Origin of the sequence: Pseudoalteromonas sp. SR41-8 (assembly GCF_014163915.1) — a bacterium.
Taxonomy (GTDB): domain Bacteria; phylum Pseudomonadota; class Gammaproteobacteria; order Enterobacterales; family Alteromonadaceae; genus Pseudoalteromonas; species Pseudoalteromonas rhizosphaerae.
The window spans coordinates 148212-160564 of sequence record NZ_JACJEE010000002.1; the positions used below are offsets into that span (position 1 = coordinate 148212).

The 12353-nt window shown below is 39.6% G+C and carries 12 protein-coding genes; 8 read left to right on the top strand and 4 right to left on the bottom strand.

Going from position 1 to position 12353, the window contains the following annotated elements:
- Positions 1-10: 10 nt before the first annotated feature.
- Both H5162_RS02255 and H5162_RS02260 read left to right on the top strand, forming a co-directional pair.
- A complete protein-coding gene (locus H5162_RS02255) occupies positions 11-973 on the top strand; it encodes a zinc-binding dehydrogenase (protein ID WP_182777534.1) in 963 nt (320 codons plus the stop codon).
- A 62-nt stretch (positions 974-1035) separates the two neighbouring features.
- On the top strand, positions 1036-1290 hold the full coding sequence (locus H5162_RS02260; RefSeq protein WP_145233688.1) for a DUF2999 family protein: 255 nt from the start codon (positions 1036-1038) through the stop codon (positions 1288-1290).
- 54 nt (positions 1291-1344) lie between these two features.
- Here the strand turns inward: H5162_RS02260 and H5162_RS02265 are convergent, their stop codons facing one another.
- Positions 1345-2070, bottom strand: coding sequence for a flagellar brake protein (locus tag H5162_RS02265; protein ID WP_259397101.1), 726 nt, complete (start codon positions 2068-2070; stop codon positions 1345-1347).
- A 163-nt stretch (positions 2071-2233) separates the two neighbouring features.
- Here H5162_RS02265 and lepB point away from each other — a divergent pair, with 163 nt between their 5' ends.
- From lepB to H5162_RS02280, 3 genes are all read left to right on the top strand, one after another.
- Positions 2234-2884: a signal peptidase I gene (gene lepB, locus H5162_RS02270; RefSeq protein WP_145233690.1), complete on the top strand. Its 651-nt coding sequence runs from the start codon at positions 2234-2236 to the stop codon at positions 2882-2884.
- A 347-nt stretch (positions 2885-3231) separates the two neighbouring features.
- The gene (locus H5162_RS02275) at positions 3232-3660 is read left to right on the top strand and encodes a hypothetical protein (RefSeq protein ID WP_182777536.1); all 429 of its coding nucleotides are present in this window, start codon (positions 3232-3234) and stop codon (positions 3658-3660) included.
- A 115-nt stretch (positions 3661-3775) separates the two neighbouring features.
- Positions 3776-4165 (top strand): hypothetical protein, encoded by a 390-nt coding sequence (locus tag H5162_RS02280; RefSeq protein WP_182777538.1) that lies wholly within the window; start codon positions 3776-3778, stop codon positions 4163-4165.
- Between the two features lie 133 nt (positions 4166-4298).
- Here the strand turns inward: H5162_RS02280 and metG are convergent, their stop codons facing one another.
- Positions 4299-6323 carry a methionine--tRNA ligase gene (gene metG / locus H5162_RS02285; protein WP_182759796.1) on the bottom strand — a complete coding sequence of 675 codons (2025 nt, stop codon included), beginning with the start codon at positions 6321-6323 and terminating at the stop codon, positions 4299-4301.
- Between the two features lie 176 nt (positions 6324-6499).
- Here metG and apbC point away from each other — a divergent pair, with 176 nt between their 5' ends.
- The 3 genes from apbC to H5162_RS02300 all read left to right on the top strand — a co-directional run bounded on the left by apbC (position 6500) and on the right by H5162_RS02300 (position 10909).
- On the top strand, positions 6500-7579 hold the full coding sequence (gene apbC / locus H5162_RS02290; protein ID WP_182730978.1) for an iron-sulfur cluster carrier protein ApbC: 1080 nt from the start codon (positions 6500-6502) through the stop codon (positions 7577-7579).
- A gap of 3 nt (positions 7580-7582) precedes the next feature.
- Entirely contained in the window at positions 7583-8170 is a 588-nt protein-coding gene (gene dcd / locus H5162_RS02295) for a dCTP deaminase (protein WP_182777540.1), read from the top strand.
- A gap of 270 nt (positions 8171-8440) precedes the next feature.
- Positions 8441-10909: a bifunctional diguanylate cyclase/phosphodiesterase gene (locus tag H5162_RS02300; RefSeq protein ID WP_182777542.1), complete on the top strand. Its 2469-nt coding sequence runs from the start codon at positions 8441-8443 to the stop codon at positions 10907-10909.
- Here H5162_RS02300 and H5162_RS02305 read toward each other — a convergent pair.
- Together H5162_RS02305 and H5162_RS02310 are read right to left on the bottom strand one after the other, a co-directional pair.
- The gene (locus H5162_RS02305; protein WP_182730976.1) at positions 10860-11639 is read right to left on the bottom strand and encodes a CLCA_X family protein; all 780 of its coding nucleotides are present in this window, start codon (positions 11637-11639) and stop codon (positions 10860-10862) included. The two genes, H5162_RS02300 and H5162_RS02305, sit on opposite strands and share 50 nt — an antisense overlap.
- Positions 11636-12241: a tRNA-uridine aminocarboxypropyltransferase gene (locus H5162_RS02310; protein ID WP_145233708.1), complete on the bottom strand. Its 606-nt coding sequence runs from the start codon at positions 12239-12241 to the stop codon at positions 11636-11638. Before H5162_RS02310 ends, H5162_RS02305 begins: the two co-directional genes overlap by 4 nt.
- Between the last annotated feature and the right edge of the window lie 112 nt (positions 12242-12353).

A 12353-nucleotide genomic window follows, 5' to 3' on the forward strand; every position in this document is an offset into this window, starting at 1 on the left:
AGGAGCTGCAATGCAATTTATTTCTCATCAAGATCAGCATTTAACATTAAGCGACACCGCTAAACCGCAATTAAAAAATAATGAAGTGTTAATTAAAGTTGCTGCTATCGGCGTGAACCGCGCTGATTGTATGCAACGTCAAGGTAAGTATCCAGCGCCACAGGGCGACAGCCCCATTCTAGGGCTTGAATGCGCAGGCACTGTGATTGATCTTGGCACCGAGGTTGATCAAAGCTGGCGTAATAAAGCGGTATTTACTTTGTGTGCAGGCGGTGCATATAGCGAATATGTAGCGGTCGATGCAGCACAATTAATGGCTTTACCAAGTGATTTAACTATGGCGCAAGGTGCAGCGATCAGCGAAGTATACTTAACCGCGTTTGGTGCGTTATTTCAACTTGGTAAGTTACAAGCAGGCCAAACAGCACTGATCCATGCTGGCGCAAGTGGCGTGGGTGGGGCAGCTATTCAAATGGCTAAACGTATTGGGGCAACGGTTGTTATTACCGCAGGTAGCGATGAAAAGTGCGAACACGCCAAAGCGCTTGGTGCCGATCATGTAATCAACTACAAAACCGACGATTTTGTTGCTTACATGCAAAACCATGGTTTAACGGCGAACGTGATTGTTGATCCGGTATCTGGGCGCTATTTAAGTAAAAATGCAGCAATCGCCGCCATGGATTGCCAAATAATTATGCTGGCATTTTTAGATGGTCGCTTCGCAGAAGTAGATTTTGCACTCTTGTTACAAAAGCGTATTTCGTTTCATGGCTCAACACTGCGCAATCGCAGTCAAGCGTTTAAACGCCAACTACGCGATGAGTTTGTAGCAAAATTTTATGACGATATAGCAAATCAACAGTTTGATTTTAATATTTATAAAACGTTGCCTTGGCAAGACGCTGGTGAGGCACACGCCATTCTTGAACGAAACGAAAATGCCGGAAAAGTTGTATTATTAGTTCATTAGTTTAAAAACCAATATTTGCCCATATAACTATGGGCAACTATAAAGCGATTTAAGGCAAAAACATGAACCCAATTATAGCAACATTAAAAGAGCACAATGTTAGCGATGAAAAAGTACACGAACTTTTTCAAGCATTTACTCAAAACCCAATGATGGCAATGGCACTTGTGCAGCAACTCGGTATTCCGCCAGAGAAGTTACAAGCACTAATGGGCTTAGTAATGACCCAGCCTCATTTAATCAAAGAAGCCGCTGATTCACTTGGTATTGGTGAAGGTGAGCTTGAAAAAGCTAAGCAGCAGTTTAAAAACCAATAACGAGTTATCAATGAGAGTACATTTAGTTACTCTCATTTGTTAAACATGCAATTATTAAGCAATGTCTATCGTGTAAGCGGCCAATAAGTTTTGCATTTTTTGTTGTTCATGTGCGGCAAACTCGATGCCTACACTTAAACGATCTCCCTGCATTTGATTGTTGCGCACATGCGCACTGATCACCACGGCACTGTTGTCGATAGGCGATAGAACATGCACAAACACGGGGCGTTTCTTAAGCGCTAAAAACCCTGAATTAACATGCACAGTAAAGCGACAACCAGTCGGTGAAATATCGATGATCAAACCTTGCAATAGATTTTCACTGCCATAACTATGCGATTTATTAATGCTAATCTTTGCTGGTATATGGGTTTGTAAACGGCTGACTTCACGCAGTTGCCGACTCTCAATATTCTTAGGGTAAGCAAGGTAAAGTAACTTTTCTGGTCGAAAAGAAATAGCTAATATAGTGGTCGAAAAAGCGACGCACTCCCCACGTTCACCTTCGACTATATAGCGTACAATTGCGCCATTGCCTTCTTTTAACACATCAGCATATTGGCTTTTTTTTGCTTGGACAGGGTACTTTAAAATTAAATACTTACCAGCTTCATAGCCAACTAAAGAGAGTTTAAATCTGACACTTAATGGGTTGGTGAACTGAATGTCGATTAATTTACCAGGCAGTAAGTCTAAGCAAAACTTAGCTTTGCTAGCTTGCGCTGGTCTGTCTTGTGTAATTTCCATATATACGTAGTTATTATTATTTGTTTCCAAATAGTATCCATCAAAAGAACTAAAAAATCACTACGAAAAACGACTGGTATTAGTTTATTAGCCTTAATTAATAGAAGTAATACACGCCTTGTTACAAAGTTGATTGAACTGATAAATATCTGCTTTGTCTATTAAATAACATACTAACTTATGGAACAAAACTGTGAAATACCTTTATAAAATATGGAAAAATAACCGCTCATTAATCGTATTTATCTCGCTGATGTGTGTTTTTAGAAGTGCAGTGGCTGACTGGTACGAAGTACCCACAGGTTCAATGCAGCCAACCATTGTTGAGGGCGACCGTATATTGACAGATAAAATGGCGTATGACCTACGAGTGCCTTTTACTAAAATTTCGCTGGTTAAACTAGCCGAGCCAGAGGCCGGCGATATTATTGTATTTGATTCTGTTGCGGCACAAAATCGCCTAATAAAAAGAGTGATAGGTGTACCGGGCGACACTGTTGCTTTAGTTAATAATCAACTTGTTATTAATGGTGAAAAGCTTGATTACGAAACTGTAGCTGAAACCGCCATAAACCGAGTGGAAATAGAGAATTTGCATGGCATAAAACATACCGTAAAACTCGCTAAGCAGCGCTCTTATATGCAAAATTTTGATCCACTTATCATCCCTACAGATATGTATTTAGCAATGGGGGATAACCGTGATAACAGTGCTGATTCACGAGTAATAGGCTTAGTACCAAGAGCTGAATTGCTCGGAAGGGCAAAGCGGGTGATAGTTTCACTGGATTACGATGACTATTATTTACCACGTAAAAACAGGCTTCTAAAAGAATTACAGTAATAGTAAGCGCTGTTATAGTCTGGTAAAGGATAGCACTGATAAAGAATAGTAGTGCAAAAAATAACAGCGCTAAAACTTAAAATAGCTTAGCGATTAAATTTAGCGTTGTTGACTCTCACCTAACAATAAACTGTATATAAAAATAGTGTTTATGATTTTGTCAGATATTACTGATCTCTAGCATTTTTGTATATTGCTGCATTTGTAAAAAATGAGGTAAAGTTAACTAGTTGTTTACAGGTATCTGTTTGATAGCTAAGATAAATGCATTGTAATATATGGATATTTTTCTGTTTGTAAAAAGATAAATGTCGTAGATAAAATTGTTATACCTTCAAGGAAGCTCAGTGAAACTTTTAGTTTTGTTATTTTTATTTACTTCAATATCAACTTTTTCTTGTGATAAAAAAAGCGAAATAAAGAAAGTAGCGGCGTTTATAACTCAAGATAATTTCGCTGATTTATCAGAAATAACGGTTTATTACCCTGTTAATTATGGTGTTGCTGAGGCTGTAAGAGGTGTAATCTCTCTAGGTGAAATTGATAGGGTAACCTTGTATGTTCCTACAATTATTTCTGAACCATATGCTTTTGAAAGCAATCATGAGCTAGCTGATTATAAAGTATCAACCTTTACAATTAAGACTGATACGATAAATGAGGCTTATATTACTGTGAATTACCGAGCTCCGAAGAAAAATGATGGCTTAATCACTTTTTGTATGGGACCTTTTCGAGTCTATAAAATAAGTGAATTACCGATAAAGAAGGTATAATAAACGCATCAGAAATGACTTCAAACGCTTGGCTGGCTCTCATTCTTCGCTAATTATAGCCAAGCATTTTCCGCAATTTATGCGGGTGTTAACTTAACTAAACATGGTGCCCATATTGAGAGTTTCTGAAAGGCTGAAATATGCAGTCATCTTATCTTTTGCCAGTTGGCCACTATTCATTTGGCTGGGCACAGATCTCGTCGGTAGCTTTTGCGCACTTTCAGGGTTTATAGTTGGCTATTACTTTGCTCCAATAACTCACAGACAAACCAAAAAGTACCAAGTACAGCTTTTAGGTTTGGGCATGGGCTTTCTAGCTCTGTATTTATCGAGCTTTTTAAGAAGTATATTTGAGTTAATTTCAGGTGAGCCTTTTAAAGGTGTAGGTTACTACTTAATATCAGCACTAACAGGGCCTTATTTTGGTTTAATGTTTTTCGGTATACCACTTATAATTTTTTCTTTTACCAATTATATGATTTGGCTATGGTCATCCAAACGTTAAGTTAACCGGGTAGCCGCAGGTCGCTAACCTCAGCACCCACAATTTTATGTGCTGGAAAAACAATTTGTTCTGGCAATTAAAAAAGCCGTTGTTTAAAACAACGGCTTTTTAGTGTTAACTAGTTAAAGTCGAATTACATTACACGCATACCTGGCTCTGAGCCGTCGTCTGGGTTCAAAATATAGATTTCTTTTCCACCAGGGCCTGCTGCCAGTACCATGCCTTCTGACATGCCAAAGCGCATCTTGCGTGGCTTCAGGTTGGCAACCATAACCGTAAGTTTGCCTTCAATGTCTTCAGGGGCGTAGGCTGATTTAATACCTGCAAATACTTGGCGTGTTTCGCCGCCTAAGTCGAGCGTTAGTTTAAGTAGTTTATCAGCGCCTTCAACGTGCTCTGCTTTGGCTATTTTAGCTACACGTAAATCTACTTTGGCAAAATCGTCAAATTCGATTTCAGCTGCAATAGGCTCTTTTGCCAAAGGGCTGTTTGGATCGATTTTGTCTTTTGCAGCGAGTAAGCTTTCTTTTGATTCTTCGACCATTTTATTTACTTTATCCATTTCTACACGTTGCATTAACGGTTTAAATTTATTGATAGGGTGGCTAACAAGCGCAGTTTGCGCGCCTTGCCAAGATAGATCATCATTTAAGAAGTCTTCTACGTTTGCCGCCATACCCGGTAATACCGGTTTTAAGTAAGTCATTAACACGCGGAATAAGTTAAGCCCAAGCGAACACACTTGGTGAGCTTGTTCTTGTTTCGTCTCGTCTTTGATCAATACCCATGGTGCTGCGGTATCAATAAATTGGTTTGCTTTATCAGCAAGCGCCATTATTTCACGAATAGCACGGCTATAATCACGGTTTTCATAGTGCTGAGCAACGGTATCGGTAGCTGCTTGGAATTCAGCTAATAATTGCGGCTCCATGACAGTGTCACTTAATTTACCGTCAAACTTTTTAGTAATAAAACCGGCGCAACGGCTGGCAATGTTAACCACTTTACCAACTAAGTCTGAATTTACACGTAGTGCAAAGTCTTCTAAGTTTAAGTCAAGATCGGTGATGCCGCTGTTAAGTTTAGCAGCGTAGTAATAACGTAAAAACTCAGGGTCGAGGTTTTCTAAATATGTACGCGCTTTAATAAACGTGCCTTTCGATTTAGACATTTTAGCGCCATTAACCGTTACAAAACCATGCGCGAATACATTGGTTGGCTTTCTGAATTTTGCGCCTTCAAGCATTGCTGGCCAAAATAAGCTATGGAAGTAGATAATATCTTTACCGATAAAGTGGTAAAGCTCAGCGTCAGAACCTTCTTGCCAAAATGCATCAAAGTCGATGCCTTGTTTGTCGCATAAGTTTTTAAAGCTGGCCATGTAACCAATTGGCGCATCAAGCCAGACATAAAAATATTTACCAGGCGCACCAGGGATTTCAAAGCCAAAGTAGGGCGCATCGCGGCTGATATCCCATTGTTGCAGGCCATCGGCAAACCATTCGTCTAGTTTGTTGGCCATTTCTTGCTGAATAGTGCCGGAGTGAAGCCACTCTTTTAACATGCCTTCAAATGCTGGCAGGTCAAAAAAGTAATGCTCAGAGTCTTTAAGTACTGGCTCAGCACCTGACATCACAGAGCGCGGGTTGATAAGCTCTGTTGGGCTATATGTTGCGCCACATGCGTCACAGCTGTCGCCATTTTGGTCTTCAGACTTACAGGTTGGGCACGTACCAGTTACAAAGCGATCGGGTAAGAAAATGCCTTTTTCAGGATCAAATAACTGTGAAATAGTATGCTTTTTGATATGACCGGCATCGTTTAAGCGATTATAAATAAGCTCGCTGAACTCTTTGTTTTCTTGGCTGTGGGTGCTGTGGTAGTTATCAAATTTAATATTGAAGTCTGCAAAGTCACGTTGACGTTCAATGCTGACATTTTTTACCATTTCTTCCGGCGTGATCCCTTGCTTTTGTGCATTGAGCATAATTGGCGTGCCATGGGCATCGTCGGCGCAAACATAATAAGCTTCGTGGCCTTGTAGTTTTTGAAAACGTGACCAGATATCAGTCTGAATATATTCCAATAAATGGCCTAAATGTGTTGGGCCGTTGGCATAAGGTAATGCACTGGTAATGAGGATCTTTCGCTGTGCCATAATCATTCCGAATTGACGGTTCCTGTTAAGGAACGGATGAAAATCATAATATTATCAGCAAACCTAAAGGAAACACCTTCGTGGTTGGCCGATTTTCATTAATTGACTGGTGTTAATGCCCTGAATGTTACATAATTCCGAGGCAATTTTCATCAAAGAAACACTATTTTATTGTTATGTTTGGATTGTCGAAACTATTCTCCTCTAAATCGGTGCAAAAACAACCGATTCTTACTGCCTTAGCAGGGTATCGCAGTGCCGCTTTTGCTGTCGGCATTGATGAAAAATTCATTAAAAGCATTGAATCAAAAAATGATAAATCAATATTGCTTCATTTAACGCTGCCATTTGCTGCGTTATCTGAAATGCCAAAGGTAGCAGCGTTTGTAAGCCAACAACTTAATCAAGCAGTGACAATTAACGCAAGCATTGAGCTGACTGAAGCATGTAAGTTCAAAGCGATAAAACATATTGTGTTGATTGCATCAGGCAAAGGTGGTGTGGGTAAATCAACCACAGCGGTAAATTTAGCGGGCGCACTCAAAGCTGAAGGCGCGAAAGTGGGGATTTTAGATGCGGATATTTATGGCCCGTCTATTCCAATGTTGCTAGGCCTTGAAGGAGCAACACCCACGGCTAAAAATGACAAGCAATTGCTACCATTTGACGCTAATGGCATCAAAGCACAATCAATTGGCTTTTTAGTGCCTAGTGATGATGCCACAGTTTGGCGTGGACCGATGGCGTCGGGCGCATTAACGCAACTGTTAAATGAAACTGCATGGGGTGAACTTGATTACCTGATTGTAGATATGCCACCAGGAACTGGGGATATTCAACTTACTATGAGTCAGAAAGTACCTGCCAGTGGCACGGTGATTGTGACGACTCCGCAAGATTTAGCACTTGCTGATGCGCAAAAAGGCATTGCCATGTTTAATAAAGTGAATGTGCCAGTATTGGGCTTGATTGAAAATATGAGTCATTTTTTATGCTCACATTGCGGCAAACCAAATCATGTGTTTGGCAAGGATGGCGCAATAAAATTAGCTCAGCGTCATGGTGTGCCTGTGTTGTCGCAAATTCCTTTGGCGATTGATATTCGCGAATACTCAGAGCAAGGCAAATTAATTGCGATGGATAACCAGGCTGCGGTGAGTGAAACATATGCTGATGCTGCGCGGCTGATTGCCAGTATGCTTTACTATCAACAACCCCATCATAATTCAGTCGAAATTGTGATTACGGATGATTAATTAATGAGATTATCAGATACCCATATTAAAGAATATATTGCCCAACAGCGTATTATTATTGAGCCAAGTCCGACCGATGAAATGATTTCTGGGGTAACGGCAGATTTACGTTTAGGTAATAAGTTTCTTGTATTTCAAGATCATACAGCAGCTTATGTTGATTTAAGTGGTCCAAAAGATCAGCTTAATAAAGCAATGGAATCAATAATGAGCGATGAAATCGTGTTAAAAGAGGGCGATGCATTCTTTTTACACCCAGGTGAATTAGCCCTTGCGATGACCTATGAAAAAGTCACGTTGCCGGCAGATATCGTTGGCTGGCTTGACGGCCGTTCATCTTTGGCACGTCTAGGTTTAATGGTGCATGTAACGGCCCATCGGATTGATCCCGGTTGGTCTGGTAATATCGTGTTAGAGTTTTATAACTCCGGTAAATTGCCGTTGGCATTACGACCAATGATGAAAATCGGCGCTATGAGCTTTGAGACCATGTCAGGCCCTGCTGAAAATCCGTACAACACGCGTAAAGATGCTAAATATAAAGATCAAACCAGCGCAGTTGCAAGTCGTATTAGTGATGATAGTAACTAATTAAAATATAGCTTTAAAATAAAGGCTTATCATTTGATAGGCCTTTTATTACTTAAGAATATAATCACTCGATTTAATTACCATACACTCTGCTTAAGCATTTTACTGACATATTATTCCCAAGTTTAGGTTATTTACTGGCAATTTCACTTAATACCTCCATACTTTAATTATAGTTTTATAATGTACTATTTATATAATGCACATGGAGTGACAGTGGATCAGGCAAGCATATTAGCGCGAACATATTGTATAAAGATTTTGTTAATATTGTTTAGCATCACTGCTACAACGCCTTTGCTGGCTGATGAAGTGATTTCCAGTGGCTGGATAGTGCCAGCAAATACGCCTTTTCAAACTACCAAACCTCTACTAGAACAAGTTGTCGCTACAGACTCAAAAACAGATTTATCACATGTTCGTATCAAGGCAGAGCAAGGTTATTGGTTTATTGTTGATTTAAATAAACGGTCGCAATCAAAGATTGAGGTAATTTATGCAGATAACTCCCATTTAGCACAGCTTGATTTTTATACTCTTGATGAGAATTTCAACCCGTTAGCTGAAGTAAATAATGATGCATACCGTTACGTTAATAAGGTACTGCCACATGCAATTTTGCCTACAGAAGAAGATACTCGCTGGGCTGTAGTCTATGTTCGTCACAGTGAAGATGAATGGCTCAGTGTTGGGCTTTCTACAGGTACGCATTTTGCTAAGTTGACCAACACTAAACTGCGAAATTTCTTTTTGATAACAGGATTATTGCTGTTGTGTATTGCCGTTGTTGGCACTGTATACGGTTTATCCTATCAAGCAAAATCACTTTACCTACTTGCATACCTTGTATGTGTGTTAAGCGAGTTCTTAATAGCAAAAGGGGTATTGAATTACTTTAATATTGAATTTGCGTCTTTATGGTATACAAAGCTACAGTTTTCATTTCAAGTGCTGGCATTGGGGGTGATTAATTTTTACTTTATCCATTATTTACAGTCGCAGAACCTTTTAAATGCTCGACAAGATAAGTTAACAGTTTATATAAGTTTATTTTGTTTTGCAGCCATCTTAAGCTGTTTTATGAAGCAATCAGTACATCTAACCGTGGTAATTCTATGTTTAGGTTTTATGTTAGTGATGCTGAGTTATTTATTTTTTTATTGGCTAAGTAATACCAAAAAAGTGGTGCAATTTAAGTTTGTACTTGCCTGGTTTGCAGTGATTTTACAAACGTTATGTTGGCAAGCAACGCTGGTGGCAGGTGCACAGATACAGCAATTTAACGATGTGTTACTGGTGGTAAATGTGATTGCTGCTGTGATGGCGTTACTTATTCATGAGCGTAAGTGTGTTAAGCAATATAGTTACAGTCTTACTCATGACGACGATACAAAACTACCCAATAAACAGTTACTAATTAAGCGCCTTGATAGCGAGGTGAAATTAGCAATCGAACATTCTTTATTGTTATTTAGGCCTGCTGTACTGATTAATGCTCGAGCAAATTTTGGCTATGAACATGTAAATGAGCAGATAAAATTAACCATGGGCAAATTAGCGCAGCAATTAGCCTCAATGAATGTATTGTGTGTTGAAGCTAACCATCAGCATAGTCGTTGTATTGCCAGGTTAGATGACAGTACTTATGGGGTCGTGATAATCGGCAAGCTAGAGTTAAGCCAAATAGAACAGTTTGTATGTGTGATTAATAGTGTCTTTGCTGAGGGTCTCACTCATAAACGTATTCACTTAATTGATAAAGTTGAAATCGGTGTAGCAAATTATCCTCTACATGCCAGTACATCATTACAACTAGTCCAGCGAGGGCTGCAAGCACTGGCGGTTAAACCCCTTCATGGTGAACGCTGGCATATGTTTAATATAGAGAATGTGACGTTATCGCAACGGCGCATTGCGATTGCATCAGCTCTAAAAGAAGCCATTGAATGCGATCAGCTTAGTTTATTTTTTCAACCGCAGATATATCTAAACACCGGTAAAGTGCACGGCGCGGAAGCTTTATTACGTTGGGAGCATCCACAATTGGGTAATGTTCCCCCTGATTTATTTATCCCTATTGCTGAATCATCAGGGATAATTTCAGATTTAACCGAATGGGTTATTACGCAAGCACTGCAATATCAAAAGAAAATGATTGTATTATTGCCTGAGCATATTGTATCTATCAATATTTCGGCTAAAGATTTGCTGCGTAAAGATTTACCAGTGTTATTTATAACGTTGTTGAATGAGCATCAACTCAACCCGGCTAATGTAATGTTAGAACTAACGGAATCGGCAACACTCTTTGAGGGGGTTGATATAAAAAATGCCCTGAATGATTACCGTTTAATTGGCGTTAAAATAGCAATTGATGACTTTGGCACGGGGTATTCATCACTCGCGTATTTGAGCAAAATGGGCTTTGATGAAATAAAAATAGATAAGCAATTTGTAATGAATATTGAATACTCTAAAAATGATCAAACAATTTGTCGTGCTACCTGTGATATTGCCAAATCACTGGGTTCATACGTAGTGGCCGAAGGGATAGAAGATAGCCAAAGTATGGCTAAATTACAAAGCTATGGCTGTGAAGTTGGTCAGGGATACTTTTTTTCACGACCATTACCGTTTGACGATTACATGCAGTGGCTTGAAGAAAATCTTGAAACCACCACAGTATTTGTTAATGATCTTGAAAAAGTCGTTGACCTAATTGGGAAAAATAATTATTAAGTGCGTGATTACAAATTTTCAAGCTATCGTGTTTAGGATAAATAAGTGCTGAGCTATTGAGCCCAGAGACTAAAAAGTGATTAACGATCTGCTCATTACAAGCAATACATGCTTCAAAACTACGCGCAGCTAGCTCTTCAGGCATACTCATATAAAACTGCTGCTGTTGTTTATCAAATTCTATACAGTCTAAAACATATTGATTAGCGTGTTGACCGGTTGGTTCTAGAAATACTCCTTGGTAAAACTTATTTAATGCTAAGTTTAGTGGGTGACTTTGCTCAATCGTGTGCTCCAGCCAAAGTTTAGAGGCAAAATGCTGTGGCGAATGCTGGGGAAATATGTGCTTAGTTATGTGATGATCAAACGCATGAAACCATTCATGCGCCAGCGCGCCACCACCTGCATTTTTTGCCAGCGCAAGAGTTCGAGTACGGCTATTATAATGTGCTTGGACGTGTTGTTGACCGCCATGGCCAAAAGCAAAATTGAGTTTCCCCCTCAGACCAATGGTCTTTGGCGGCACTTGCAGTATTTGCGCTAAATCGGCTAGTGCGTCGTAAATTAAATTAGCACTAATAAAGCGTTCTTCTTTGGTGACCCATTTACCCACCACCATAGTACGAAAACCAAATGTATCGCGGATATCACTAAAGTCAACTTGGTCATCAAATCGATAATCCGGTCCCTGGCGGTAAAACCCGCGCTTTAAGCGATTATTAGCACTCATTTGGCTTGATAACGCGCTTTAACATGCTCAGGCATAAACTGGGTTTGTTTGCTGTTGAGTGCTTCCAGTGCGTGGTACAGAGGTTCAGGGTTAATATGCTCAATCAAGGCTAAACTATGTGCAACCGCTTCTAATGTGGAGAGGCTATCTGCACGGGGAGCTTTGCGAATACGATATCGATTTTGTGGGATCGTCGTAAAGCTGACCTTTTTAAAAGCCGCAAGGGCTGGGGTAAGTTGCATGATCTTAAATGCTTTTTTCCAGGTGCCATCGATTACAATTAGATGACTTAACCGGCTTTTAAATTGTTGTGCTGCGGTACTTTCATCATCCAGTAGGATGGCATTATCATCAGGGTAGAGTAAGGCTGTTGTGGCAACGGGTAGTGTGCTTAGTTGTGCAAAATCAGCCTGCGTTTCTCCTACCATGATGTCGTATTGCGTTAGGCACAGTGTGAGTAAACGGGCGGTGTTTTTAGTGATTTTTACTTCGCTAGGATGCTGCAAAATTATAACTTTGAGTTTATTTTCCAGTACCGACAAATCTTCACAAAGGCACGTTTGTAGACTAAATTTACAATTAACACACAATGAACGGGACATAAAATAATCTTGTTTAATAGCAATAAGTTGAAAAACCCGCTAATTATACGCTTAATGAGACAATTAGTTGGTTTTTTTTCTATAGAACGATAAAGTATAAAATAGTATAAGT